The organism is Peteryoungia wuzhouensis, from assembly GCF_003205195.1.
Taxonomy (GTDB): Bacteria; Pseudomonadota; Alphaproteobacteria; order Rhizobiales; family Rhizobiaceae; genus Allorhizobium; species Allorhizobium wuzhouense.
Genome location: NZ_QJRY01000005.1, coordinates 1 through 25,616 on the forward strand (window position 1 = coordinate 1; position 25,616 = coordinate 25,616).

The window sequence follows — 25,616 nt, forward strand, 5'->3', positions numbered from 1 at the left end:
AGCAGCCCGGTAGCTCGTCAGGCTCATAACCTGAAGGCCGCAGGTTCAAATCCTGCCCCCGCAACCACTGAGACTTGCAAATTCTCCCACTCCGGCAATTTGCGTGACAGTTCATCGATATAAGCCTCGATGAGCTTGTTCTTCTTGGCCTCCGTGTCGATCTCTCCCGAAGCCATACGCGTCATCAGGTCGTTCTGGGCAGCAGCGAAGAACTGCTGCTGCATGACATCGATCGCGTCCATGGAAGCCATGATGTGGGCGATGTCACCATGCACCTGCAGACTTGCCGGTTGATGGCCCGGCGTCTTGCCGATGACGACGGTCTGGATGAGGTCACGCACGATCGGCATCAGCCGCTGTTTGACCGCTTCGTCGGCGTTGTTGCGCGCGAGGAAGATCAGCTTGCGGATCCCAATCTCGATGTTTGCCGGGTTAAACTGCGCCTTCAGCTTCTCGATCTTCCCCTGAAAATCCACTGCCGGCTCCTCGACTGTCGCCAGTTCTCGGGCGAGCTCTTCGCGTTTTGCCTCGAGTTCGTCGAGCTGGTCGTCGAGGAGGGCAAGTCGCGGCCGGCCTTCCGCATGCCGGTCCTGGATCTGCTGCATCAGGCTCGTTTGTGCCGCTTTGATCTTTGCGAGTTCGGCCTCGACTTGCGCCTTGCGGGAAGGGGCGCTCTTCAGTTTGGCCACCTCGTGGGCGATCATCTTCTTCGAAATCCGGTCGAAGATGTCGACGGAGTAAAACGCGACTGGAAGGCAGTTGAGGACGCGCTCTTCGAGTTCATGGCGGGTGATCGTCTTGCTGTTAGTGCAGCATTCCCCGTCAAGCTCATCGATCGGCAGGCGCTTCTTGCGGTTGGTGCAGCTATAGCGATCCTTTCCGCTGATCGCGTAGGGCCCGCCGCACTCGGCACATTGGAGCATGCGGCTGAGAAGATATTCCGGACGGTGCGTTGCGTTGAGACGGTTCGTCGAGTGCCGATCGTACTCTTCCCGGCTCTCGGCCTGGCGCTGCTTTGCCCGTTCCCACAGCTCATCCGAAATAATGCGAAGCTTCGGTTCGTCCCTGAACTCCCATTCGTCCCTGTCGTTTGCACGAGAGGTTCGCCGTTCTGTCGTCGGGTCCTTGCGGAACTTCTGCTTGTTCCAGACGACTTTCCCCACATAGAGGGAGTTGTTGAGGATGCCGGTCCCATCAGTGACACTGCCCCGGATGGTGGTGTCGCGCCAGTATTTGGTCCGTGCACCCGGGATACCCAGGTCGTTCAGATTCTGAGCAATGGCGGCCGGTGAGACGCCATCGACATAGTCCTTGAAGATCCCGCGCACGATCTCGGCCTTGACCGGATCGATCTCCCTCAGCCCCTTGAGGCGGTCACCGTTGGCATCGCGCTGCTGGGAAAGTTTGTAGCCGTAGGAGAGACAAGTGGTTGCCTTCCCCTTGCGAACGGCCGTCTTCATACCCTCGCGGGTGCGGGTCCGGCCCTGCTCGACGAGTTCATGGCTCATCGTGGAGCGCATGTGCAGCTCCATATCGGTGACCGCCCGGCCGGCTTCGACGGTCCAGATGGCGCAGTCGTGGAAATTGAGATCCTTCAGGATCTTCGAGGTGTGCTCGACATCGCGCGACAGGCGGTCGACATTGACGCAGAGCACCACATCGATCTGTTCGCGCTTTACATGCGCGAGAAGCTGCTGGATACCGGGGCGTGAGGTGAACGACGTGCCGCTGATTGCGGAGTCGGAGTAAACGCCGCACAGCGTCCAGCCCCTGTCGGCAACGAACTTCTTGCCGAGTTCCGTCTGGGTCTCGATCGAGACCTCATTCTGGCGGTCGGTCGAGTAGCGGGCGTAAAACAATACTTTCTTGGGCATTGGGTGCTCATTCATAAACGGATTGCGCGTGAGAGACATGCTTAGCCTGGCCGGGACGGCTTGGGAGCCCCGGCCAGAGCCAGGTCGTCATGACCTGGCGCTTCGCGTGTGCTTAAGGTTGGGGGACCGGCTTCGTCATATGGTGCGCCGTCGAGTAGACCTGATGCTGGACAGTGGATACGAATTGCATCAACAGCCCACGGGCCGCATCCTGGTCGATCTTTGCCAAGCGCTTGTTCACCGACAATAGGTCGCCAATGCGCATGCATCCGACGATGTGCGCAAGGGTCAAGGCCTCTACCGAGCGTTCACCGATACGGCGCTCGCAGATCTGGAACTGAACAAACGTCCCGGGACCGACGAGGTCCTTGCGCCGTGGCGGCTTGGGCGATGCCGCAAAACCTTCATCGGTCACGGTCACCCAGATCGGCTTCCGGAATACGTGGTAACCGTCCCGCACAACGCCGGGAGTTTGCTCGATCAGCTCGAGAAAACGATCAACCGCCGCCTCGTTTTGCCGGTGGTATTCCTCGATCCGCCGGTTGTCATCCTCGGAATAGATGAACCTGAACGTCCCGTTCGCTGATTGGGGTGCATGCAGCATAGTGGCTCCTTTCGTGCACAGATCTTCGCCGTCGTATTCGACGGTGATCTGCGCCGAGAGCCTTCTCGGGCATGCGGCCGGTGCAGACCCCGAACTCGGGCGTGGTCTGGCACTCTGGGTCTCCTGACGGCGGCATAACGGCGCCAGTGACATGGCCGTAATCGAACATGGGCGCCTCCTTTCCGTTCCTTGGACTGGCCTGGGTTGAACACTGCTGCCAGCCAGAGAACACAGGAGTTGCGATCACGCAAGTCCCTGTAATTGTTGGTTAGATAAATGAAGCTTGAGCAAAATCCGGTCGATTCTCAAAATGGGACAGCGCCTTTGCCTGAAAAGTTTGAGCACTTGACCGGCAGCTTATGGTTGTTAACCGCTTGGCAACCGTTGACTTAGATGGGGCAGTGTTGCGTGCGCGCAACAATATGACGGTCGCCGGGGATAGGCCGAAACCCTCTAGAAATCCGATTCAGAATCAAACGCCGTTTTGTGAAGTAACGGGGGGAATGTGTCAGATCTTGCAAACGGGGTTTGTGAAAGGCGATACGCGATAGCGCATCTGGCAGGCACCGATCAGGGGCAGGCGAGAAACCTGATCAGTTCTCAAGTTCGTCACCGTCTGCCTCGCCCAGGTGAAGCTTCCGACGAAATGGCCACTCTCCTGTTCTGTATTTGGCAGCAAGCTCATCGAATACGGCATCCGATGCTCGCTCATCGAAGCCCTGTTTTACCAGAAGAGCGACGACGCGGTCCTGCAGCTCATCGAGTTCCGCCTCTGCCTTGCGTGCCGCCATCGCAGAAACGATCATGAAGAGGGCGGTGCGGGCGACATCGTCGCGGTTTGGCCGCCTTGCCTTGCGATCGGCGTCGCGCAGTCGCTGCTGGCGTTCCCGCTGTTCGCGATTGCGAAGCTCGTCCGATTTGCGTGTCATCCCGTCCCCTTAAACCAACAGGTGGCCTGCATGCCAGACCGGCATGAGCGCAGCAACCTCGCTCGAGGCTGAATCGAAAATCCCGGTTGATGAATCGGAAATCCAGACATTTGAATCAGGAATGCGCAACTTGAGACAGGTTGCGGGTAAATCGCGGCAGGTCGAGATGACTTCAACGGCGCAAACGGCGTTTGCACAAACGTGCTTCCACAGTTCTGAATCGGATCTCCAGACTTCGGAATCGTTGATGCGCAATTTGTCTCGATGTGAGATGGCGGCAGGATGATTTGCCTGCAGGTCAAGACGACTTCTGCGCTCTGGTTCTACTGGCATGATCAAGGCTGCAGCGGCGACCCCAGAAGCTGTTGCATCATCGCGCGCACTTTGACGACGTCAGGCATAGAGCTCTCACTGACATCATGGAGCTCCCCTAGACTATCAAGAAGCTGGTTCCATGCAGACGCCTGGGGCGGCCAGGCCGGGAACATGTGGCTAGGGCTTGAGGCGAGCGGATGCGGAAGCAGGATCAGGTTATCGATCATTGTATCCAGGTGCTCGCAGGCGATATGCAATTGCCGCCGGATGTCTTCGGATTCGTCGTGGTCAAAGCCGACCTCTTCGAGGCGGTTGATCAACTGAATTGTGCGGCTGAGCATCTCCCGGAAGATACGAAACCCGCTGCGTGTCTTCATGACTGCCAGCTCCTCCATGCTCGCCATATCGAAGCGGAGGATTGCATGGTGTGGCGGTTGATAGGCACGTGGTTCGACGCTCGAGTTCATCAGGATCTGCAGGTCGGCCAGAGAGATCCCGGGGTAGGTTTGAAGTGCCTGCGCGCCGCCGTCAACGTCCTGCTCCTCCCCTTCAGCCAGAGCGGCGACCACTTCCGCGGACACGCCCAAGCGTTCGAGGTTCGCGCGATGAGGAGTAAGGACGAACTCGGCGTACAAAGCCCGCTCTATAACGGACCGTTTGATACCGGTTCGTTCTACGATAGACGACACCACCTTCGATGATGGCTTCTCGTCAAAAACTTCCGAAAGCGCAATCCCGATGTCGAGGAGCGCCATTGGAGCGGTCTGGTCGATCGCCTCGATGGTTCTGAGCGCGGACTCCAAGGCCTCGGCCCGGTCGGCGGCAACACGGCTTTTTTTACTCATCGGAACTCCTGATCCCCAAGCGGAACGAATGCGTCAATCATCACGGGTATCGGCGAGAGTTTAAGCGCTGATGAATGCTGGGAGCGACCGGAGGCCAATGCTGTTGGTGTCCACAGTTCGATCACTTCGACACGTCTGGCTGAACTGGTCGGCGAGGCAAGGCACGCTGCGATGCCCGCATCATTGCAAACGGCGTTTGCCGAAACGCCATTCCAGCGTTCTGAATCGGATGTCCAGAGGTCGGAATCGCTGATGCGCATTTGTCTTGACGTGCGTGCACGTTGAGCAGACGCGCGATGACTTGTGAGGGTGAACGTGAGCCGTCCCAGCCGTCGCCGCGACCCTCGGCGGCTTTACCTTGAGTGATCTAGAAAATACTTCGAGCAGCCGCTGGGTAGAAAAAAATGCTCTTTGCCTACCCACAGGAGGCGGCCGTCGAGCGAGCAGGACGCAGGCGTGGCTGCGAAAATGTACCTGCACCTGCTTGGTGATTTATGTAATGACGCCAAAAGTATAATCATGAATGCCTGATCTGTATATTAGTATGGTTAACTTCATGTTTAGGTGTTGGTATTCATGGAGGATTTGGCTGCGAATGTGGGTGCGTTTACGTAGATTGTGCTTGCCGTGAATTTGAGTGCGATTTGCATAGTCTGATGATTTGGACGATAATAGCTTTATCTGATGCCTTCGTGTGTCGGATGATTGTAACGCGTAACTGGAGTACCAGATGAACACCAAGACCAAGACCAAGCCCAAGGCCCCCACCACCCCCGCCCACACATATGAAAAGCTGAAGATCGATCCAGCGCTTCAGAACCTGCTCGAGAACAAAGCCGAGCGCATCTTCGAGCTCGGTCGCCGCTCGACGGAGCAGACCTTCCTGATCGGCGACATTCTCAATGAAGCCGCCGATGTGCTGGAGGCCCCGACGTTCGCGAAATGGGTGAGCAGCCGTTGCGGGATCGCTGCGCGCACGGCGACCGGCTTCATTGCCGTCTCGCGGAACCTCGAGGCGTTCCGCGACGAGATGATCGATCTCAATATCAGTTCGACCGTCTTGTTCACGATCGCTCATGCGGAGCCGGACAAAATCCGCCAAGTGCTGAAGCTTGCCGAGGAGCACGGTCAGGTCCGGGTTTCGGATGCCAGGGCCATCCTGTCTGATGGCCAGGAGAAACCCCGCGTCAATCCTTATGACATCGGCGGCGTGAGCGGACTTCAGGCGCTGATTGCCCTTAAATCCCGCGAGGGACAGAAGATCTTCCTTGCCCGCCTTCAGGTGATCGTCGGGGTCATGGATGCGGCTTTGAAAGCCAAGCGGCTCTATAAGGAAAAACTGCAGGAGGTGCTGACGCTCTCGGCAGGCACCGCCCGAAACGAACTTCGCAATTTGACGCAGTTTGTGGGGTCGTCTGAGGTCAGGACCGAACACAAAAGCCTCGTGATGTTCCCCTATGGCAGTCAGTGGGCGCGGGTCGAAGCCGTGCTGACACAACTGTCCGACAAGGATCGTTGGCCAAAAATGGTCGATTTGCGCAAGTGGCTCGAGGGCGAAGCCATGCCCGTCCTGTCCTGGGTGATCTCGAAAGATCGGAAAGCAAAGCTAACCGGCCCCGACGTTACGGACGCTGTCGAAGGTAACGATGACCTTGAAAGCCGTCAGACGCTTGAGGCGGTTCCGTCGCTCGACACGTCTGAACTGATCGAGGTCGTAGACGAGTTTGAGGACGAGGCCGAGGTTGAAGACGAAAACCTCGACGAGGTGTCCTTGCCCGTGATGGCGGTGTGACCGGCGTCGAGATCGGGAAGGCGGCAACATTGCCTTCCCCCAAACCTTCCCTGGGGCCGCTAGTCGGCCTTTTTTTTGTTTGGGTGTTCGGTGGCTAAACCCGAACAAGGCCATCGGAGTTTGGGGTCGGGCAGGGGCGCTCATGAAGCATCGTGAGCCCGCCGTTAACCTTGTACCGGCTTCGTTCTCATTTTGTGTGCCCAGGGTCCTTGAGCCCGACCTCGGGTCCTGCCAGGGTAAGGGCGTTCCGGATGACCGGAACAAGCGGCCCAAGCCAGTGTTTGCACCACTGACAAGGGCCTGACCCTCAGCCTTCTTGCGAAAGGAATCGGGCTATGACCACGTTTACTTCTCAAACCCCTCAGGGGGAAGTTCTCCGTTCGACCACCAATCTCATGGGCAACGCCGATACCGGCTTTGGCCATTCGGGCTCCCGCCCGAACCCTTTCGGCTTTGGCCGCAACGCCCTTGCTGCGCCGGTCCGCGAGCCAGCCGTGCTGCGCCGCCATCCGCACCTCGTCCGCTTCGCAGACGTCGAAGCCGATCTCGATGTCCTCATCGATCGTGCCATTACCGCGATCACGGACGGCGAACCGACCGAAGATGAGATCTTGGGCCACTATGTTCACATCGCGTCGCTCGTCCGGGCGGTCTCGTTCCGCGAAGGGAAGCTCCTCGAATACGCGTTTGAACGTGTGGCGAGAGCGAACCCGAATGTGCTGGTGCTGACGCAATCGCTCAAACTGCCATTGGTCAAAGCCGCTCTCGAAGCTGTGTCCGGCAATGACTGGTCGAGCCTCGACGGCATCAAACTCGATTGCGAGTCGCCAGCAAAAGGCAGCTACACACCGGACCTGATCGTGGTCAACCGGGCGCGACATACGGCCTACATCCTCGACCTCAAGCGATCGCTTGCCTCTTATGGCGACACGAGCCGGCTCGAGGAACTCAAGACCAAGATGATGGCTTCGGCGATGGTCTTGCCGGACTGGCTGTACAAGACGCAAAAGCGATTGATGGTCGATACAGTGGAGGTGGCGATCGTCGATGGAGCCAGCCGTCCGAGTGATCACGCCACCGGCATCTGGGCGCTCTCCGAAATCGATGACCTGCTGGAGATCGACGGGGCCGCGGCCTGCATGGCCGAGCTACGCCGCCGCTTCGGTGCCCGAGTGCAGCAGCTTCTTGAGGTCGAAGCGCGCAAGGCGATTGGGGTCGACGAGCGGTTCACCGAAGCGGCAGCCGACACTGAAGCCGCGCTGATTGCGCCGAAGCCACCTCGGATCAACCTCAACGGTCCGAGCCGAACATTTGAGGAAGACATGGCGGCCCGATCGTTTGACGAAGATTTGGATCGCGACCCTTGGGACGAAGAGCGCTTCGAGCGGGTCGATACTATAGATGACGACGAGCCGCGCCCGGTCTTCTTCCGCATCGGCTATGCCAGACGCCCTGGGACGCACTGACCCGATCCGCTCGATGATCTGAACGCTGCAGCCAGACGCTGGTCGTCGGGCTGCAGGCGTTGGCCGCAATGGCTTGGCGCCCGCGGCTTTCCTCACCATTCCCATTCCCTGTTGGCGCTGGACCCCGATGTGGTCCGGCCAAGGAGTTCCCATGTCTTCTGACATCCATTCGGAGGGGCTGCCGCGCATGCGTTGCGAAGCGGTCACCTCGACCAACCGACCGACGACACTTGACTGCCACCGTCCCCACGATGCCTTGCTCCGCACCCGGAGTGCCCCCACCGATCAATCGCCCACGGATGATCCTGCCGTCGCGATCGGCCTCGCACTTGCTCACGTTCGAACGCAAGACGGACTTACCGGAATCGTGCCGCCTCGCGTGATGGCCCACCTGCTAGTCCATATCGAGCGTGGCGATCCAGCCTGCCAAGTGGTTATGGATTGGCTCGCCAAGCGCAGCCGCAACACCGCCATGCAGATCCAGCGTCGCAGGGTTCGCGAGCGCGCCCGGCCAGAGCCGGGCCATCTCCGGAAACGCGCCTTGCGGGCACGAGACCTTGGCCTATCCGACTTGGCAATTATTGCCGAGACTGCGGAGGGTAACATCAATGAGTAAGATCGCCCGTTTGTTGGTTCACCGGCTCGAACAGCTTGCCCGGCGCGAGGCGAGGCGCAATGCGCTGCGCAACGGATTGCTGGAGGTGAAGGCCATCGAGATCGACGGTCACATGACCCGGCGCTACACGCCCGTGTTCGACACCTCGTCCCTCACCGGCGATCGTGACAAGGACTTGGCATGGGTGCGGCGGCACTTTGGCGACTATCTGCAGCCAGCGGCGGGAGCGTTCGAAGGCGCAGTGCCCGCGGGTCTGCGATCGACATCTCGGCGGAAGTCCGGTTCTAAAAGTGAGCGCCTGTCTGATGCCGATCATGCAAACCGCGCCTATGCCCTAAGCCTCATCGGCCAGGCTGGCAAAGGTCCGCTCGTCAGCAACATCATTGCTGCCACCGTCCTTGCGAGGACGATCGAGAGAGCCCGTGTGACCTTGGCTACCGTGACACGCGCGGCAGCCATGCCGGCTCCGGTGATTGCCCTGCATGCGCCCATTGTCGGCTTCGAAGCGGCAATCCGACGGCTGATCGAAGTCCCGGGCTTTGTGCCCGCTGGCGATCTCAAGGGGCTCGATGGGGAGTATGTCTATGACGACATGACCATCGCCGGGGACGAAGGCCCCGGACGAACATACGTTCTGCTGCTCGGTCACCTTTTGCGTCGCGTGGCAGGCGGCAATCTGCAGCGGCGGCTCCTCAATGCGCTGCGGCGTGACTATCCCGTCGTTGCAATCTGCGAAGATGCGAAAGGTGTTCCGGACGCAGTCAGTATCGCGGCCGACATCAACCTGGAGGGCGGGCGACTGGACTACCCGTTCCTCGTCCTGATGCTCGAAGCAGTCTATGGCCCAAATGGCAGGTTGCCACTCGATCGATGGACCAATGCGTATGATGTTCACTACCTCACGATCGATGACATCGTGCTGGCGTTCAGACCGGGGCGCAGTGCCGCCGAGGTCGTTGCGATCCTTGCGTCGCTCACGGAGCGCAACCGGATCGCCGCGCGCGACGGCGAGAATGACGACGACGAGAGCGACGGCTCCTCAAGTGGCTCCAGCACGTCGAAACAGAAGCCTGGCAAGGCAAACCACGATACCTCGGCTACTGGGCAAGACAGCAGCAGCGGAGGATGGCGACGCGACAAGCCGTCCGGGGCCGAGGTCATTCAGCCAAAGCCCTGGAACGAAGACGGCAGCCCGCCGAGCCTCGCGGTCGAGACGCTGCCCGGATACGGCAAGGCGAAGACCTGGGCGCTTGATCTCAAGGCCGACCTTGATGACTACCGAGCCTCGATCCTTCCATGGTCTGACATGAGCACCAAACTGCTCCTCTCGGGACCGCCCGGGACCGGCAAGACGACATTCGCCCGGGCGCTCTGCAACAGCCTGCAGGTGCCACTCGTCGTCAGTTCGGTGTCGACCTGGTTGCAGGGTGCGCATCTGAGCGACGTGCTCAATCGTATGACCCGGACTTTTGCCGAGGCGCGTGCCGTGGCTCCCGCCATCCTCTTCATCGACGAGATCGACGGCATCGGAAAACGCCAGCCGGCAGAGCGCGAGTACGCGGACTATTGGAATAGTGTCGTCAACAAAGCGCTCGAACTGTTGGATGGTGCGGTCAAGGGCGAGGGCCTGATTGTTGTCGGCGCCACCAACCGACCGGAGCAGATCGACGAGGCCTTGAAACGCTCCGGACGGCTGGAGACCCACATCGAAATCCCGCGGCCTGACACAGCGACCCTTGCCGAAATCTTCCGGCACCATCTCGGTGAAGATCTGAAGATGCTGGTCGCCGAGGGGCAGGTGCCAACCAAGGGGAAGCCCGAGATCGCCGAGCTGCCCTCGGATGCCGGCGACAGCCTGAGTCAAAAAGCAGCGCTGAATGGAGGAAGCCAATGACACATCAAGCCATGATCAATACCGGATCAGGTGAGAGCGCCGTTCAATCGGTTCTGAAGCGCCTGGGAACCCGCGCGATGGGGCTCACGGGAGCCGATGTCGAGCGCATCGTACGCGAGGCGCGTCAGGTCGCCCGGAGGCAGAAGCGTCCAATGCGCTGTCAGGACCTTGAGGATGGCATTCGGATGCATCGACCTCTGTTGCCCCATGATCTGCGTTGGCGCTTTGCCGTACACGAAGCGGGCCATGCGATCGTCCATCACGTCCTCAAGCTCGGTCCGATCCAGGGGATCACTATCGACATGCCCGATGGCGGCTACAGCCTTCTGGCATTCCAAAGGTCCGGCAGTGACACGCTGAGCTACCGAGAAGACCTGCTGGCGATGCTGATGGCCGGGCGGGCCGCAGAGCAGATTGTCTTCTGCTCCGTCTCAGTCGGCTCGGCAGGCGCCGAGGATAGTGATCTCGCCCGTGCGACCAGGCTTGCCCTGGCGATGGATCGCAGTCTCGGCTTCGGCGCGGTGCAGCCGCTGCTCTACCGTGAGGATAAACACCCGACGTCAGTGCTCGATGCGCAGCCGGATCTTGCCGCCCGCGTCCATGCTCGGCTTGAGAAAGCGCTAGGGCGGGCGGCCGAGATACTCAATGACAACAGAGAGCGGCTTGATCGGTTGACGGCGGCCTTGTTCGAGCAGCAAGTGCTTGATGGGGATGGGGTGAGCGAAATTCTCAATCATAGGTAAGGGCAACTGGTAGGCGCAAAGGTAACTGTGCGCCTTCAATTTTGGCCATCGTGGGCGAGCTCCGTCGATGGATTGCCGTATGCACGCTGGGTTCAAATTGTTTAATTGGATACCTATTGAATGTATCTCATTGTAGGTTCGTGACGCTGTAGTACAAATCTCATTTATCACTCCTGATACCCTCGAATATTCAGGAGTTTTTATTTAAAATACGATAAGGTTTACTTATCGATGGTTAGAGCTCCAACCGACAATCATCCCATGTGAAGAACTCCAATATTGATATAGAGTTCCTTTAGCAAATCATGTACCATGATTTCAATGGCTTACGATCTCGCGAAAATCAGCATGAGCGCCCTGATGCGACCGGCTTTCGACGCCGGCATCGCGCTTGCCCGTCTCGATGAGCGGATTGCCCGTTCATCCGTTGGCGATGGCTGGATCGAGCGCACCCATTTCACTGACGCCTGCGCCTCGCTGTGGATCGACGGTGAACTCGTCCATCTCGAAGACCTCGTCCTCCATGACGACACCCGCGATATTCGCACACCCGCCCATGAGCTGACCATCGCCCGCGACGTGCTGCGTACCCGCAGGCGCATCGCTGCGCAGTCGCCGGATTGGGCCTTGTCCGCAGGGGGTATCCGGACTTTGCGACAAACGTCGGACATCACGTCGGCCGGCGCAAACCAGGGAGAGGCGGTCCGCCGCATTCGGCGTGCGGACGCGTCGGATCCGGCAGGGGAGGGGGAAGACGCGGACAGTGGCGAAGATCTTCCCGGTATCGACTATGCCGCCATCGATGCGGTACTGGCCCGATCGGAGGCCACGATCGAAAACGCAACGCGGCCCGGCCGCGCCAGCGCGGCAGACCGAGACGCGCTGGTTTATGATCTCGACTGGGACGAGGATGCACGGCTGGAGGAATGGCGCAGCGTGCTGCGCCAGGCCGAAAATCTGCCGGCTATGCTGCAGGCGATTGTCGCCCTCGATGCCTGGAACGAGCTGGCTGTTCTACAACACGCGCCTTGGCTCGGCCGGCTGCTTTGCGCGTCGATCATGCGCCAGGCCGGCATCACGTCAGGCGCCCATCTCGTCGCCATCAATCTCGGCCTCAAAACCATTCCCGTCGATCGGCGCCGGCATCGTGATCGGGAGACACGGCTGCTCGCCATCGCTCACGGCCTGATTGCGGCCGCGGAGATCGGTCGGAAAGAGCATGACCGGCTCGCGTTGGCGCGCACGATGTTCCAGCGAAAGCTGGACGGACGCCGGACGTCTTCAAAGCTGCCGGAGCTGGTCGAGCTGGTGATGGCAAAACCAGTGGTATCGGCCGGGATGGTGGCGAAAACGCTTGACGTCACGCCGCAGGCGGCGCGGCGGATCGTTTTGGAGCTTGGCCTGCGCGAGATGACCGGGAGGGGGAGGTTTCGGGCGTGGGGGATATTATAAAGCGAAACAGCTCGCAAAACGGATGGCGCTTGGTCAAGCGCTAAGCCGTGAAGACTTCGAGTGCGCTTTTCCGCTTCCTGTTGCCCTTACCAAGTTCCCGTTAGCAGGAAACCTCATTATGCTCGCACGAAAACCCACCCCCCTTTGGTCTTCCATGAGCGCGCGCGACCCTGACCTACAAGCCTGCCTGCTGCGCGATTGACGTCCCAGACGAGTTCATCAATAGCCTCGGCGAGTTCCACGGCGCTACGCGGCTTGATATCATGCAACGCGCTCAGAACAGCATCCTCGATCTCGGGATTATAGACCGGTTCACTGTTTCCTTCTTCAAACCGATCACACCACAGAATGTGCCCACGCCAAACGATGAAGTGGCTTTCGCATCCTCCTTCACGCCAAACTGAAGGAAATAGCGTAAGTCCTTCGCCGCGCATGTCAAAGCGCCATGCCTTGTCGGCGCGGCTGTCGAGATTGATTACCAGAGTCTCGCCGCACCCATCAGGGCATGCCATCACGATCGATCTGGGCCGCACGCGAAATACCATGGATGTATCACCTGGAGCGAGAAGTGCTGCTTCAGCCTGATCTCTGTACTCGGCATTGCCGACCATCCTAACCATTCGTGCTGGGTCTATCATTTGTCGCTCCCATCTTGACGTTTCGGCCGGACCGGCAAATGCCAGGTTGGGCCCTTGGCAAGGGCTCCCATAGGTGAGCAGACCACACAGTTCGGCTGCACGGCGACTGCCATCTCCTTCACCCGGCCGCGAATTCCATCATAAATCTGATATCGAGGCTTGATCGGAACCGGTGTGACAGCTCCAAGCAACATGGTGATTGCGAGTGAGCTAATGGTCGAATTGATCGACAGCACCGCGGGTTGGGGTTCGTGGATGCCTTGAACATATGGGTCCGCCGCGCGTTGGTCTGGTGACAGCATTTCGCGCCGGATTGCCTCGCCGTCGAGCGCGCCTGAGCAAGTCAGGCAGGGAAGGCCAGGGGCGAGCATCTGCACGCGTCCAGTGATGTGGCTGACGGCTCCGTTCGACGCAGTGATGCTGACGCCCATATCGATAACCGGCACCAGATACTGATAGGCGGCTTGATTGACGACCGCCCGGCTGGCGTGAGAGTCGGTGCACAACAGGACGAAATCGAAGGTACTGATGAGCTTGGCTACCTCCTCGTCGACTATGTCAGCTTGAAGCGGGGTCACCGTGGCATCAGGGTTAATCGCGCGGATCATCCTGGCCGCGACCTCGACCTTCGGCTGGCCAACGTCCGAGGGAACGGAGCCGACGAGACGGTTCAGGTTGGTCTCCTCGACCAGGTCGGGATCGATCACCGTGACCTGAGTCGCCCCGAGATGGGCGAGTTGCTGGCACTCGAGCGATCCGGTCCCACCCGCACCGACCACTCCGAAGTGGAGGCGGCGCAGCAGCCGTTGCCCTGGGGCTCCGAATGCCCTGACCTGCCGATCGTCGCGTTCCTGATCGGAGACGTCCTGCTTGGGCGAATGGAGCAAGAGCCTATCTCCCACTTCCCATACGTCGATCTCATCTTCCTTTCCGAGGGGGCGGGCGCGGCATCCATTCGGCCCGATCACCAGCGAGACATGTGGCGTTGGTGCCGCTCGCCGAACAAAATACGAATTCAGTTCGGTCTCGCCCGCATCGTCGATGGGCGAGAAATGCGGATGGTCAGAGCTGGCGGGATGCGTATGGATCGAGATAACGGCCATGCCGGTGACCCGGCTGCGATTTGCAACGTCGATGAGGAAAGACGATTTCAGGACAGCAGATACGCACGTGCGGTGCTCATATGCGTCTTCCGGCACGATGCTGGCGTCGGCGACAACCCACGTGTCGCTACGTGCATCATGATGGGCATATGCGATTGCGCAGCTTTCCAGACCATTGGCGTTGAGCAACGTCGACGCCAGGTTGGAATAGAGAGGCGAAGGAAAGCGAACACGACTCATTGGACCTGCCTCATACGATCAATAATTACGTTCATCCAAGTCGACAGCGTGTCGCGATTAGGGTTCCACGGTCCTGTGAGATGCCACGAGAACCACAGTGCTGGCTCGACGGTCTCCGGGACGGGAGTTGGCGCGGAGTTCTGCGGCGGGCCTCCATGCGCGAGAAGAAGATCAGAATCCGCCCAGAAGCAGTCGAGCTGCGCGAAGGGATATCCGGGCGGGACGATGAAGCGGATGGTGGTCGACGACTTCGACCACCCCTCCGGCAGGCGGACGTCAGGCACCGTGACGAGCGTGGTGCCGCTCGGCAGCTGCCGGGTCTGAACGTCGCCGAAGCGCTCCCGCAGCTGGTCCAGCTGCATGTCGAGAACGCCGGGCATCAGCCGAAGTTCGCCTTAGGGACTGACGAGAAGCGGCGGACACCATGCTTCGGGACGAGGCTAACTACCTCGTCATCGGCAATGATGCGGTCCGGATCGTCGCCCTCACCCTCCAGAGAAAGGTCATGCTGCGGATCCCAGTCGGGCACCATCGACTTGATCTGCGCGCCGGTAAGCTTCTTCTTATCGGTCTCATAAGGCTTGCCGTTGACGAAGAAAGTGTAGGTGACCTTGTTGGGCGCCGTGATGAATTTCTCAACTCCGTCTGCGGCGAGATCCACGTCGGTGCCCGGTTCGATCAGCTTGTCCTTGCCGCCACGCACTTCCAGGAAGACCGCTTCATCGTCGTTGATGCCGGCGAGCGCACGTAGCACCGCTTCAGGGATGAGAGAACGGCCCCAGACGATGCGCGCCTCGTTGAGCTTGACGCGGTAGAGCGGATCGGTGCTGAAAGCGATGAAGCGGAAGGCGGCACGATCGCGCAGATCGACCTCCTCATCCACCCGGACGTCTTCGAAGTCGCCTTCGGTGGTGATCACAAACAGTGAGTGACCATCGATGTCGTTGATGCCGGCCTTCTTGAGGATCTGGCGGCCGAGGGGAACCGGATCATCGAGGATAAGCGGGTGGAAATCGACGCTGTCGACGGCGAGCGAAACGCGGTAGCGACCGGGGCGCAGGGGGCGATCTTCCTGCACGGCGAGTGCGACATCGTCGATCTCGGGGTTTTCGATAAGAGACATAGTTCGTTGTTTCCTATGGACCTTGGCCTGATTGCGTCGGTCTCACAGGGTCAATCGAAGGGCCCTACGAAAAGAGGAGCCCCGGTCGTGAACTTTTTTTAAGAACTTGCCTGAGGGGCTGGACAGATGAAGAAGTGCCTGCAGCGGGGGCACAGAAAGTCACTTCTCTTGGCCGGGAAAAGGCCGTCTTCGATGGACCGGATCGCGTCTTGCGCCGTCGCAATACGGTTCGCACGCTTCGCCGCTGTCTGTTCGATCTGTCCTGCGTTGCCGTCCATCACGTGGAAGGTCTCGAAGGAGAAGCTGTTGCCGAAATTGACGCGCGCCGCTTCGAGCAGGAGCGTGTGTGCGATCTTATCTTGCTCCGTCATGGAACGCTTGCCCGACCGGACTGTCAGGAACTCGCGCGAGCCCGCGTCTCCCTTTACGAAATCCGGAGCGATGGCGATCTGACGATTGGCCAACACGAGCCCAAACGGCGTCGCCTTCGAGACGGAGGCAAGAACCGGAAGAAGATTGCCCATCATCCTGTCGACAAGGGCTCGATACTGTTTCTCGAAAGGGTGACCGACAAGTTTCGTCGAATTCCAAGCGGTCTCGAAGACCCCGCGCATAGCGTTGATCGTCAAGGGAATATCTGCGGAGCGGGCCGCTGCGACGACCGCGAGAATACATCCATGAGCCTGCAAATAGGCGGACCTCTCGGCCGAGCCGCCGAGCTTGGCGACCTTATCATAAAAGAATCGCCTTCCGCATTGGTCGAAAGACTCGATGTCTGCGGCATTCAATCCCTCGGGAAAGCCGAAATCGTTGATCGGTTCCAGCGTCGGAGCCGGGAAGAGACGGGCTACCGGCGCGACCTGCCTTCCGCTCTGGATCGATAGTCTCTCTACGAATATCGAGGCATTTGAAGTTTTGCCTCCCGACCTAGCTGGGCGATAGAGCTTGAGATGTGTCTTCGCGCGGGACATCGCCACGAAAAACAAGCACTCCTCCTCGGCATCGTGAGCGTTCGTTTCGGGGTTCTCCGTTACCATACCGACAGGTGGCGGACATGCGTCGGCACGGTTGGGTGCGGGGACAGACCCTCGCTTAAGCCGGGGCAGGTGCACGGCCTCGAATTCCAGACCTTTGCTGGCGTGGATCGTCATCAACTGGACCCCATCCACGTCATGCATTTCGTCCGGCAGACGCCGCAGTTCCCGATCGTCCGACAGCAGCACGAGATGCCTGACACGTTCGAGACCGCGGACGATCGGCAGCTTACCGCCTACAAGCGGCATGGTCCTGAGTGCCTCGATCAGCTGGCGGACCGCGACGCGGCTAAGATCGTCAGACGGGTTTTGGCCCGCTAGCACCGTTCTGACGTAGTCGCTTCGATCAAACAGGTATTCCATCAAGGCAAGCCAAGGCGTCGTGCCGTGTCCGAACCCGTCCAGATGGCTTGCCAGGAGAGCAAGGCGGCGGATGGTGTCGGGGGTGACACAAGCAAGCGTTGATATCTGGTCAAAGAGCGCCTTAACCGAAACCTGACGAGACTTGGCTTCCTCGATTACGCGCGACAGCTCAAGCGGCGCGATGCCGTACTCGGGGAAGGTACCCACCCTGAACAACGTAGAGCCATCCTGGACGATCAGCGACAGCAGTGACAGCATGTCTCGCACTTCGGGTCGCTCGAAAAGCGGACCCAGGTATAGCACGGGCACGCCTCGGGCCTCGAGTTCCGCTGCCATCTCGGCCAGTATGCCGTTGGTACGCGCAATTATTGCCTGACTTCTGAGGGAAACACCCGCTTTTTCAAGTTCACGTATATTTCCCGCGAGCATGTCGATCTCATCCTGAGAATCGGTTCCGATGAATATCTCCGGCGTTCCACCGACCGCGGTTCTCTTGGCGCTTATGTCGAGCGGAAGAGAATAAGAAGACACGATCATCCTATTTCCGAAAGCTTTGAACTGGGAGAGGATCGGATCGGTGGATCGGTAATTTACTTTCAGCTGGCCCCGCTTACCGCTCGTATAGTCCCTTCGGAAGCGCGCCATGTTGCGGCTCGACGCCCCGCGAAACCTGTAGATCGACTGTCTGGCGTCTCCGACGACCCAGAGGCGGTTTCCATCACCGACGATGCCCTTCACCAACATGGCGCTTGCGCGATTGATATCCTGGTACTCGTCGACATGAACCCACCTGTATCTGTCCGAGAGCTGACGACGGAAATCTTCGTCTGTCCTCATCCTGACGGCGGGAAGTCGGATGAGATCACCGTAGTCAACCGCCCGCATCGAATCGAGGGTCGCTTGGTAGTGCTTGTAAACAAGGGCGACTTCGCAACACTTGGCAGCCGCCTTGACGGTATTGGCATCGGCGCGGTCCGCATCGCGCATCATGTTTTCGGCCAGGACTTCGTATTCCTCCGGTCCGATCAGTTCGTCCTTCGCCCTCGAAATCGAGCGCAATATGTCTCTCAACGCCAAAGCTGGGTCGAACAGGTTCTGCATGTGCACGATCGGCAGGGCCGGAAGTGTCTCCTCCAGCAGGTTTATCGCCTCGCTCGTGTCAACCAACTTCGGATCGGGCGGAAGATTAAAGCGGTCGTGGTATTTACGCAGGAGTTCAAGCCCGAATGAATGAAACGTACCGCTCCAGATGTTGACCGCGCTGGCCCCAACGGCATGTTCGACCCGCTCGGCAAGCTCCTCCGCCGCTTTATTGGAAAATGTCAGCGCCAATATGTCATCGGCCTTGGCGTGTTCCTGGGCAAGCAGCCACACGATGCGCTCGACCATGGTTTTGGTTTTCCCGGTCCCGGGCCCGGCCTCGAGGAGGAAAGGCGATCCAAGGTGATGGGCTGCCTCCTCCTGGGAAGCGTCAAGCGGTTCCGGAGGCCGGGGCGCTTTTGGTGGCTTCTCGATGGCCTCCGGCAGCAGTAGGGAGTCGGCCAGCTGTTGATAGACCGTCTCCAGTCTAATCCCGAGGCTCGTGGCGATATCCCTGGCGCGTTTCCCTTCGTGGAAAAGCCGTCTGGCGAGCGCGCGCGGAAGAAGGAACTCGCGGGCGAAGGCATTTGCCTGGGCTTCCCGCCGTTCCTTTTTGCTATAGGCTTCGACTCGTTGTAGCGGGTCGCCGGCGCCTGGCGCGCTGTAGCCGCGCTCGATTTTGATCTCGGCCTCGAGATGTATAACGAAGTGCGCGATTTCGTGGGCGATGACCTCGGCCTCGAAGCCTGGATCGAGATCGTTAGCCACGTATATCGCCAGATAGCGACGCTTCAGTACGCCGACACCGCCCATGAGGTTGGTGTCGCTTGGTCCGAGCCTCTCCACCGTCAGACTTTGATCGTCGAGCGCGAGCCGTATGATCTCGGTCGCGGCGAGCTGCTTGAGTCCCGGGTCAATTTTGCGTCTTAATTCGTTCGCGGCGCGTCGGACGGAATTGATGTTCTCCATGGCATCATTCCGAAAATTTCCGCCAATGGTCTTTGGCGTCTTCTGACAGTGAAGACGATTCGATTGCCTCCGAGAAGCTGATCTTTTCCCTCTTGACGGGGGCGTGGTCAGAACGGAAATCCGAAGCGAGCGTCGTTTGGTCTTGGTCGAGGAACCGCAGTATATCCCTCACGGTAGACTTGGCCTCCCTAGCAAGCTGGCGAACTAGCAGGAGGGGTATCGTTGAAGCCCGGATTGCCCGCTCCTCTAATGAGGTCATCAGTGAAAGAGAGAGGCCGCAACGTTTCACAATCTTTTTGAGGTCCGTGGGAGACAGGTGCTCAAATGGGTTCTCAATCCGGCTTTCGCCCGTTGGCGTCCACAAATGAGATATGTCGGGCACGTAACCACTGTCATGGCGCGGGCCATCACGGCCGTCGTCCGCCGTAAGCCAATCTTCGTAGAACTGCAGAATCTCTTCCCGGTGCTTCGGATGGAGCTCGATCATGGCCACGATGTCGTCATCGACCAAATCCTCCTTGTCCATCAGTGCGATCAGGATGTCTTCCAGTCGTTGGGATTCATCGTTCATATCTATTCCTCGTCTCCCGAGGCTCTTTTCCGGGCGTTTGCCAAGAGCTCACCTATCCTTCTGGAGCTCACGTTGAGTTTCTTGGCGGCGGTCATTTCGTCTGCATCGTTTGACTTCTGCTGAAGGCCTTCCACGTAGACCGCATTCACAGCTGCTCGCTCCCGCTCGGTCAACCGTGCCATCACGGCAGCCACTCGCGCTGCGGCTTCGGCGCGCGGCATGGAATGCCCGGCGTTTCTGTATCCAGCGTTATCGATCCAATCCCGCGCTGACCGCTCTCCCACTTCAAAGTCCGTTTCGTTACGTTCAACACTTTCCCGGCGCTTCAGCTTTCTGATCTCATCGACGCTCTTCCGGAACACAGACGTTCCGAAAAAGGCCTCAAGAACATCGGCATTATTGGTACCAGAAAAGACAAGCTCATGGAGCCAATCGCATACTTCCTGCGCTACGTCGTTAGCCTGTTGCTTCGACAAACCAGAGGCCCGTCTGAACGCGAGGCCCTTCGCTCGGCTCACAAGCTCGTTCCAAAGTTCGAAATACCAAGATTCTTCGCGGTTAGGTCGCAAGTTCCGCATTATGTAGACCAGAGCGGCGCTCGAAATATTCGCCTTCGCTTTGGCAAGCCCTCCGCGAGGTTTTCGTAGCAGCTCCCTGAGCTCGTCGACCAACTCGGCCGGCCTGTATAGCGGTGTTCCATCGTCTTGCATCAAGGTTAGCGGTTGTAGATCAGGTTCGTCTTGGTAGCCGTCGCTTGACATTTAATATTTCACTCATCGTTCGGCGCAGAGTAAAGCGGAACCCCACCCGATTAAAAAAGCGAATCGGATGCAGTATTTTAGAGAGAGTAATCTGATTTTTCTCGCTCGGCGATTGTATCTAAGTAAATTTTCTCAGGTCGCTGGGTCTTTTTGGATCTCCGGTGCGCCACCGCCAAGGGCCTAATCTCCGAGTTTTGAGAACGAAATATCGCTCGGGGATCGTTCCCTCATCCAAACGCTTGATTAATATCGCGATTGCTTCACGTCCGAGCCTAACGCGGGAACCCCGCGGAAACTCCAAAAATCGCTGACCTAGAAAGTTTAATCGGTCCATATCACCCGACAGGAACTCGCCGTCCGAGTGGCATCGCTCCAGCGCCGCAGCACCCTGTCCACAAGAATCGGAGTAGACGCGTGAAAACGGGATTTCCCACAATTACCGCGCGAGCTAGATGTAGTAAATTGCTAAGGGGGGAACAGCGCAAATGAATGCAGCAGATGTGGGCCAAGCTTTTGACGCAGATCCACTGGTGCCTTGCGAACGTGCGCGATCTAATTTCGTTCGTGATATAGTGCAGCGACGTGCGCACTCTCCGCTCGATTTAACGAGGTGGCCCGGCCCAACGCCAAAACGTATCGTGCAGTTCTGGGACGATTTGCAGCGATTACCTGATGATGTCAGAGCTTGCATGGAGTCTTGGAGGCAACTGGAAAGCGAAGGGTTTGAGCTAGAAGTCTTTGATATGATCTCGGCGAGCCAGTTCATTCGGAGCGGGCTAGGGGAACGCTACGAAGACGCTTTCAAGGCTTGCTACCATCCTTCAATGATGTCGGACTACTTCCGTTACGCTTACGTGCTCCTAGAGGGCGGTTTCTACATCGACGCCGACGATGTCTACCATGGCATGCCAATTGATCACCTTTTTGTGGATGGACGATTGAAGCTGCAGCCATTCTGTTACGATATCCCCACAGCTCAAATGGTGCCACCGTCAATTTTCACCGAGCCCGGCGCTAATAAGCCGGGATGGATTTTTTACTTCAACACAACGCCGCTGATCGCCCCGCCTAATCATCCAATCGTGGAGAGAGCGTTGTTGAATGCAACTGCATCTCTTGAAGCGCACAGAGACACCGAGTTGCCTGAGGTTCAAGCGACGACCGGCCCGGGAAATCTCACCCGCTCAGTCTTCGAGATCATCAACGAAGGATGCTCCGTCGAAGCCCTAAAGGTCGCCCACGATTGGGAGCTGATATCCACCAGTCAATGGCCGCTTAGTTACCGCAATGACTCTAGGAACTGGAGGTTGTCCAATCAAAAAGCGTATAGCGCGCTCCCGCTTTCGGTCAATCAATGAACCTTGCCCGCACCCCATTCGCCATCCTTCGTTTGGCGTTTCATCTGGGACACTGCCTCCGCTTAATCCTGCCGAAGCAGACATCAAAAGCTTTCGGGCGGCAACGCGATCCTTGCGATCAGACAATCGGAAGGATCTATGTAATTAATCTCGAGCGCGAGCCAGGTCGATGGTCCCGCATTAAGAAAGAGCTCCGGCGCATCAAGGATGAGTCCGGCAATGATCTTCTTGGCCTCACGGAACGGCACAATGCTGTAGATGCTAGAAGTTTTATCAAGGATCCACCACGAGACTCTGATGTAGATCCCTATTACACGTTGGCGGATCAACTTTTCGTCGAGCCCCAGCCTCGGACGCTGCCTAGCAAATTCGAGCTTGAAGCGCCGATCCGGATGAGTAGGGCAGAAGTTGCGGTTGCCAAATCACACATAGAGGTGTGGAGACGAATTGCGCAGGGCACGGACAATTATGCTCTCATCCTTGAAGACGACGTATGGTTCCATCCAGGATTTGCTCGTCAACTTGATCAAGCTTGGAGAGAACTCACGATTGCAACAGAAGGATCTGAAGACCTTGATGTTCTTTACGTTTCATATGTGGAAGTGAAAAACGGCGCGCCAAAGTCGTTCATATCGAGCAACGTGTTCAGGCCGGTGCGCGGACTTTGGTATATGTCGGGATACATCCTTTCCCGACAAGGCGCAGAAAAGCTTCTCCGTTTACTTCCGTGCCGAGGACCCGTCGATCTTTGGATCAACCAAAAGTTCAGCACCTTGAAAGTGGCAGCCACCAGGCGCAGCATTGTCGGCCAACGAACAGATGTTTCTTCAACTAACTCGTACTCGGTTCTTCCAACCCTATCTAAAATCGGAGCTATCAACAGCGAGGGCGCGGCCCTTTTCAATTCTCGTCCGAACCAGCTTCCTGTTTTTGCGTTTGGCCCACTTGACTCGGGCCTGTCATCCCTTTCGATGGCATTGTCCATGCTCGGATACCGATGCTGCAGTGACCTAGATGGTCTGCCTATCCATGAGCTGAACGCACTTCGAGAGGGTCGTGTTGATCGGATATTCGATGCATACGTCAATGTGGGAGCCCTTGCGTCGATGGTCGAGGATCTTCGGCGCAAATATCCACAAGCCAAGTTCATCGTAACGGGGTCCCGGAGCGATGCATCTAGCGAAACCTTTCGAGACATTTTAACCAGCCTGGATGGCACGGACGTTGTCGCCCTTGACCCTAGCGCAGTCAATGCTTGGCGGATCCTCTGTGATCATCTCAGGTGCGCGCCACCTCTGTGCCCGTTCCCGAGGTTGCACGACGTGGGGCAGAGGCATATCGCGGAAAAATATGGACAACCTGTCCTCGACCGTAATCATAAGATACCTAAGTGGGACCGATCACCATGGGTGGTTGAGCCGAGTCAAAACGCCTGGACCGGCATTGGGGTGGTACCGCAAACGCCGGAAGGCGAGGAAAATTGGAGCGAGGCCGACGAGAGCTTTAGGAAGCTCGATCAGTTGCGGTGGTCTGCACGATCAGACACATTCACTGGAAATCTGGCGCTGTTCCGTCCTCTGAACGTCGAGTACGACCGGGCTGAGGGTGCAACGATTTATGTTCGCCGAGAAGAGTTGGGCGTTCGACAGTACAGCGCAGGTGCCCTGACGAGCCAGGCCGACTACCTCTTTGGGAGATTCGAATCAACGTTCCGCGCATCGGATGTACCAGGAGTGATCACGGGATTCTTTCTGCACCGCAACTCCCCCCATCAGGAAATTGACATCGAGATTGCGGGCAACATGCCGACGCGTCTCCTCGTCAATGTGTTCTACAACCCGGGCAGCGACGGCGACCAGTTCGACTATGGCTACCGAGGTTCTCCAAGCGAAATCGAGTTGGGATTCGATGCCTCGAAGGGTGAGCATCGGTATGCCATCGAATGGACCCCAAACGAGATTCGATGGTTAGTGGACGACTTGCTGGTCCACCGGCGTGTCCTTTGGAACCCGACTCCGATCCCCCACTTGCCAATGAAGTTGCATTTTAACGCTTGGCCCCCTCGCTCATCCGACCTCGCGGGCCGCCTTAAAACCCGGAGGCTTCCGGCCTCGGCACACGTTCGTTCGATACGAGTGAGCGCGCACAGGCCATTGGTGCTCGAGAAGAGCGAGAGGGATCTTTCAGATTCAAACGAGGCTGCTATCACCGGGGTTTCAATATGAAAATACTCTCTTACAACCCCGGCCATGACGGCGCGTTCGCGTATATCGAGGATAGCCGGTTGGTGTTCTCTGTCGAGGCTGAGAAGAGTTCGAAATACCGACACTCGGCGGTGTCCGTTCCCGATGCATTTGACGCACTTGCCGAACTTCCTGACGTTCCCGACGTCATATGTGAAGGTGGCTGGTGGCCCGGCGATTCTCCGCGTGGAGGAGAGGCAGCGGCGGATTACCGTGGTAGCGATCAGGTGATCGTCAGTAAAAAACGCTTTCTGGGAAAGACCATCGATTTTTTCTCATCTTCCCATGAGCGCTCGCACCTTCTGTGCGCGTTTGGGATGTCCAGCTTACCAAAGGGCACCGCGTGCTACGCGTTGCTTTGGGAAGGTATCATTGGCGCATTTTATGCAATCGATTCGGAGCTAAATATCAAGAAAATAGCTGACGTGATGCCAGAGCCTGGCCATCGTTACGCTATGCTCTACGCGTTAGCGGATCCTACCTTTGATAAAAGCACTGCGGAATTTTCCCGCTTATCCGACGCGGGAAAATTGATGGCTCTTGCTTCGTTTTCGAAAAGAAGTCAGCCTTCAAGCGAGGAGAAGACAATCACGTCCTTCCTGTTGCAGGATTGTAATCACCTCAAGCCGCGTGATTGCGAAGCATTGAAAAATTTGCCGCACTACAACGTTGGTGTGGAAGACCCTGAATTCCGAAATTTTGCTGGTATCTTCAGCGACGACCTTTTTGACCGCTTTCGCGTATTCGCTGAGCAAAATCTCAAACGAGGCATGCCGCTGTTGATAACCGGGGGGTGTGGGCTTAACTGCGATTGGAACACCAAGTGGAAAGATTCGGGCCTATTTAGCGAGGTATTTGTTCCTCCTGTCACCAACGATTCCGGTTCGGCGATTGGTACGGCCATTGACGCACAGTTCCACTTCACTGGCGACCCGAAGATTTCTTGGGATGTGTACGCTGGATTGCACTTCGTTTCAGACGGGTTGGTCGACAGCACCTTGTTCGATGAAATCGAGCCCAGAACCTCGACCGTTGCAGAAATGTTGGCCGGTGACATGATCTTAGGATGGGTAAGCGGTCGGTACGAAATCGGACCACGCGCGCTCGGTAATCGCTCGATCTTAGCTGCCCCCTTTAATGCCAGCACCAGAGAGCGACTGAACGTCATCAAACAGCGTGAGCAATTTCGTCCAATCGCTCCTGTCTGCTTGGAAGACGATGCGAACAAATGGTTTGCATGCAGCCACCCAAGCCCGTTCATGCTTTACACCTATCGGGCCACCACAGACCGGCTTGAAGCGGTGACCCATGTGAACCGGACCGCACGGATTCAAACAGTATCTGCGCACACTAACGCTCCATTGTTCGAGCTGCTGTCTGCTTTTAAGGCTTTAACGGGCTACGGCGTGCTGTGTAACACGTCACTCAATTTTAAAAACAAGGGGTTTATTAACACGATATCTGATCTTGCAGCTTACACCCTGGAGCATCAACTTGACGGGTTTGTAGTCGACGGGCGGATTTACATGCTGAAAACGTCAGCTCATTATCAGAGATACCTGCTTGGTCGCAATTGATGCAAGGTGGATCCTTTCTAGTGCTA

21 protein-coding genes are annotated in these 25,616 nt (G+C 57.9%); 10 read left to right on the forward strand and 11 right to left on the reverse strand.

Annotation, left to right across the window (positions count from 1 at the left end; all coding sequences use genetic code 11):
* Positions 1 to 23: 23 nt before the first annotated feature.
* From DMY87_RS13940 to DMY87_RS13950, 3 genes are all read right to left on the reverse strand, one after another.
* Positions 24 to 1,874, reverse strand: a complete 1,851-nt coding sequence (locus tag DMY87_RS13940) for a recombinase family protein (protein ID WP_110792242.1) — start codon at positions 1,872 to 1,874, stop codon at positions 24 to 26.
* Positions 1,875 to 1,986: 112 nt separating this feature from the next.
* Entirely contained in the window at positions 1,987 to 2,478 is a 492-nt protein-coding gene (locus tag DMY87_RS13945) for a hypothetical protein (protein ID WP_110792244.1), read from the reverse strand.
* A gap of 593 nt (positions 2,479 to 3,071) precedes the next feature.
* Positions 3,072 to 3,407 (reverse strand): hypothetical protein, encoded by a 336-nt coding sequence (locus DMY87_RS13950; protein ID WP_110792245.1) that lies wholly within the window; start codon positions 3,405 to 3,407, stop codon positions 3,072 to 3,074.
* A 43-nt stretch (positions 3,408 to 3,450) separates the two neighbouring features.
* On the opposite strand from DMY87_RS13950, the gene DMY87_RS24045 reads away from it, so the two are divergent.
* Complete coding sequence (locus tag DMY87_RS24045; protein ID WP_133253021.1) at positions 3,451 to 3,693, forward strand: hypothetical protein; 243 nt, start codon at positions 3,451 to 3,453, stop codon at positions 3,691 to 3,693.
* A gap of 49 nt (positions 3,694 to 3,742) precedes the next feature.
* On the opposite strand, the gene DMY87_RS13960 is transcribed toward DMY87_RS24045, so the two are convergent.
* Entirely contained in the window at positions 3,743 to 4,567 is an 825-nt protein-coding gene (locus DMY87_RS13960) for a hypothetical protein (RefSeq protein WP_110792248.1), read from the reverse strand.
* Between the two features lie 730 nt (positions 4,568 to 5,297).
* Between DMY87_RS13960 and DMY87_RS13965 the strand changes: the two genes are divergently transcribed.
* The 6 genes from DMY87_RS13965 to DMY87_RS13990 all read left to right on the forward strand — a co-directional run bounded on the left by DMY87_RS13965 (position 5,298) and on the right by DMY87_RS13990 (position 12,530).
* Positions 5,298 to 6,359, forward strand: coding sequence for a hypothetical protein (locus DMY87_RS13965; protein WP_110792250.1), 1,062 nt, complete (start codon positions 5,298 to 5,300; stop codon positions 6,357 to 6,359).
* 335 nt (positions 6,360 to 6,694) lie between these two features.
* Positions 6,695 to 7,825, forward strand: a complete 1,131-nt coding sequence (locus tag DMY87_RS13970; protein WP_110792252.1) for a hypothetical protein — start codon at positions 6,695 to 6,697, stop codon at positions 7,823 to 7,825.
* A gap of 151 nt (positions 7,826 to 7,976) precedes the next feature.
* Positions 7,977 to 8,441 (forward strand): hypothetical protein, encoded by a 465-nt coding sequence (locus tag DMY87_RS13975; RefSeq protein WP_110792254.1) that lies wholly within the window; start codon positions 7,977 to 7,979, stop codon positions 8,439 to 8,441.
* Positions 8,434 to 10,335 (forward strand): ATP-binding protein, encoded by a 1,902-nt coding sequence (locus DMY87_RS13980; RefSeq protein WP_110792256.1) that lies wholly within the window; start codon positions 8,434 to 8,436, stop codon positions 10,333 to 10,335. Before DMY87_RS13975 ends, DMY87_RS13980 begins: the two co-directional genes overlap by 8 nt.
* Entirely contained in the window at positions 10,332 to 11,078 is a 747-nt protein-coding gene (locus DMY87_RS13985) for an ATP-dependent metallopeptidase FtsH/Yme1/Tma family protein (protein WP_110792258.1), read from the forward strand. The genes DMY87_RS13980 and DMY87_RS13985 overlap by 4 nt, the downstream gene beginning before the upstream one ends.
* A 312-nt stretch (positions 11,079 to 11,390) precedes the next feature.
* A complete protein-coding gene (locus DMY87_RS13990) occupies positions 11,391 to 12,530 on the forward strand; it encodes an RHE_PE00001 family protein (protein WP_110792260.1) in 1,140 nt (379 codons plus the stop codon).
* Between the two features lie 116 nt (positions 12,531 to 12,646).
* Here DMY87_RS13990 and DMY87_RS13995 read toward each other — a convergent pair whose 3' ends face one another.
* The 7 genes from DMY87_RS13995 to DMY87_RS14025 all read right to left on the reverse strand — a co-directional run bounded on the left by DMY87_RS13995 (position 12,647) and on the right by DMY87_RS14025 (position 20,412).
* Positions 12,647 to 13,141, reverse strand: a complete 495-nt coding sequence (locus tag DMY87_RS13995) for a ubiquitination-like system serine protease family protein (protein WP_133253022.1) — start codon at positions 13,139 to 13,141, stop codon at positions 12,647 to 12,649.
* Between the two features lie 23 nt (positions 13,142 to 13,164).
* Positions 13,165 to 14,511 carry a HesA/MoeB/ThiF family protein gene (locus DMY87_RS14000; protein ID WP_110792263.1) on the reverse strand — a complete coding sequence of 449 codons (1,347 nt, stop codon included), beginning with the start codon at positions 14,509 to 14,511 and terminating at the stop codon, positions 13,165 to 13,167.
* Positions 14,508 to 14,891 (reverse strand): E2/UBC family protein, encoded by a 384-nt coding sequence (locus tag DMY87_RS14005; RefSeq protein ID WP_110792265.1) that lies wholly within the window; start codon positions 14,889 to 14,891, stop codon positions 14,508 to 14,510. The genes DMY87_RS14000 and DMY87_RS14005 overlap by 4 nt, the downstream gene beginning before the upstream one ends.
* Positions 14,891 to 15,634: a multiubiquitin domain-containing protein gene (locus DMY87_RS14010; protein WP_110792267.1), complete on the reverse strand. Its 744-nt coding sequence runs from the start codon at positions 15,632 to 15,634 to the stop codon at positions 14,891 to 14,893. The genes DMY87_RS14005 and DMY87_RS14010 overlap by 1 nt, the downstream gene beginning before the upstream one ends.
* A 98-nt stretch (positions 15,635 to 15,732) precedes the next feature.
* Entirely contained in the window at positions 15,733 to 19,080 is a 3,348-nt protein-coding gene (locus DMY87_RS14015) for a UvrD-helicase domain-containing protein (RefSeq protein WP_110792268.1), read from the reverse strand.
* Between the two features lie 4 nt (positions 19,081 to 19,084).
* Positions 19,085 to 19,651 carry a hypothetical protein gene (locus tag DMY87_RS14020; RefSeq protein WP_110792270.1) on the reverse strand — a complete coding sequence of 189 codons (567 nt, stop codon included), beginning with the start codon at positions 19,649 to 19,651 and terminating at the stop codon, positions 19,085 to 19,087.
* Positions 19,652 to 19,653: 2 nt separating this feature from the next.
* Positions 19,654 to 20,412 (reverse strand): sigma-70 RNA polymerase sigma factor region 4 domain-containing protein, encoded by a 759-nt coding sequence (locus tag DMY87_RS14025; protein ID WP_110792272.1) that lies wholly within the window; start codon positions 20,410 to 20,412, stop codon positions 19,654 to 19,656.
* A 485-nt stretch (positions 20,413 to 20,897) separates the two neighbouring features.
* On the opposite strand from DMY87_RS14025, the gene DMY87_RS14030 reads away from it, so the two are divergent.
* The 3 genes from DMY87_RS14030 to DMY87_RS14040 are packed head-to-tail and all read left to right on the forward strand — an operon-like array spanning position 20,898 to position 25,590.
* Positions 20,898 to 21,770 carry a glycosyltransferase family 32 protein gene (locus DMY87_RS14030; RefSeq protein WP_205908165.1) on the forward strand — a complete coding sequence of 291 codons (873 nt, stop codon included), beginning with the start codon at positions 20,898 to 20,900 and terminating at the stop codon, positions 21,768 to 21,770.
* Positions 21,767 to 23,995 (forward strand): family 16 glycosylhydrolase, encoded by a 2,229-nt coding sequence (locus DMY87_RS14035; RefSeq protein WP_110792273.1) that lies wholly within the window; start codon positions 21,767 to 21,769, stop codon positions 23,993 to 23,995. Before DMY87_RS14030 ends, DMY87_RS14035 begins: the two co-directional genes overlap by 4 nt.
* Positions 23,992 to 25,590 (forward strand): carbamoyltransferase C-terminal domain-containing protein, encoded by a 1,599-nt coding sequence (locus tag DMY87_RS14040; protein WP_110792275.1) that lies wholly within the window; start codon positions 23,992 to 23,994, stop codon positions 25,588 to 25,590. Before DMY87_RS14035 ends, DMY87_RS14040 begins: the two co-directional genes overlap by 4 nt.
* Positions 25,591 to 25,616: the final 26 nt, after the last annotated feature.

Bases quoted from the DNA above. Each gene is read 5' to 3' on its own strand.
- DMY87_RS13940 (WP_110792242.1), bottom strand. From the start codon at position 1,874: ATGCCCAAGAAAGTATTGTTTTACGCCCGCTACTCGACCGACCGCCAG.
- DMY87_RS13945 (WP_110792244.1), bottom strand. From the start codon at position 2,478: ATGCTGCATGCACCCCAATCAGCGAACGGGACGTTCAGGTTCATCTAT.
- DMY87_RS13950 (WP_110792245.1), bottom strand. From the start codon at position 3,407: ATGACACGCAAATCGGACGAGCTTCGCAATCGCGAACAGCGGGAACGC.
- DMY87_RS24045 (WP_133253021.1), top strand. From the start codon at position 3,451: ATGAGCGCAGCAACCTCGCTCGAGGCTGAATCGAAAATCCCGGTTGAT.
- DMY87_RS13960 (WP_110792248.1), bottom strand. From the start codon at position 4,567: ATGAGTAAAAAAAGCCGTGTTGCCGCCGACCGGGCCGAGGCCTTGGAG.
- DMY87_RS13965 (WP_110792250.1), top strand. From the start codon at position 5,298: ATGAACACCAAGACCAAGACCAAGCCCAAGGCCCCCACCACCCCCGCC.
- DMY87_RS13970 (WP_110792252.1), top strand. From the start codon at position 6,695: ATGACCACGTTTACTTCTCAAACCCCTCAGGGGGAAGTTCTCCGTTCG.
- DMY87_RS13975 (WP_110792254.1), top strand. From the start codon at position 7,977: ATGTCTTCTGACATCCATTCGGAGGGGCTGCCGCGCATGCGTTGCGAA.
- DMY87_RS13980 (WP_110792256.1), top strand. From the start codon at position 8,434: ATGAGTAAGATCGCCCGTTTGTTGGTTCACCGGCTCGAACAGCTTGCC.
- DMY87_RS13985 (WP_110792258.1), top strand. From the start codon at position 10,332: ATGACACATCAAGCCATGATCAATACCGGATCAGGTGAGAGCGCCGTT.
- DMY87_RS13990 (WP_110792260.1), top strand. From the start codon at position 11,391: ATGATTTCAATGGCTTACGATCTCGCGAAAATCAGCATGAGCGCCCTG.
- DMY87_RS13995 (WP_133253022.1), bottom strand. From the start codon at position 13,141: ATGGTCGGCAATGCCGAGTACAGAGATCAGGCTGAAGCAGCACTTCTC.
- DMY87_RS14000 (WP_110792263.1), bottom strand. From the start codon at position 14,511: ATGAGTCGTGTTCGCTTTCCTTCGCCTCTCTATTCCAACCTGGCGTCG.
- DMY87_RS14005 (WP_110792265.1), bottom strand. From the start codon at position 14,891: ATGCCCGGCGTTCTCGACATGCAGCTGGACCAGCTGCGGGAGCGCTTC.
- DMY87_RS14010 (WP_110792267.1), bottom strand. From the start codon at position 15,634: ATGTCTCTTATCGAAAACCCCGAGATCGACGATGTCGCACTCGCCGTG.
- DMY87_RS14015 (WP_110792268.1), bottom strand. From the start codon at position 19,080: ATGGAGAACATCAATTCCGTCCGACGCGCCGCGAACGAATTAAGACGC.
- DMY87_RS14020 (WP_110792270.1), bottom strand. From the start codon at position 19,651: ATGAACGATGAATCCCAACGACTGGAAGACATCCTGATCGCACTGATG.
- DMY87_RS14025 (WP_110792272.1), bottom strand. From the start codon at position 20,412: ATGTCAAGCGACGGCTACCAAGACGAACCTGATCTACAACCGCTAACC.
- DMY87_RS14030 (WP_205908165.1), top strand. From the start codon at position 20,898: ATGAATGCAGCAGATGTGGGCCAAGCTTTTGACGCAGATCCACTGGTG.
- DMY87_RS14035 (WP_110792273.1), top strand. From the start codon at position 21,767: ATGAACCTTGCCCGCACCCCATTCGCCATCCTTCGTTTGGCGTTTCAT.
- DMY87_RS14040 (WP_110792275.1), top strand. From the start codon at position 23,992: ATGAAAATACTCTCTTACAACCCCGGCCATGACGGCGCGTTCGCGTAT.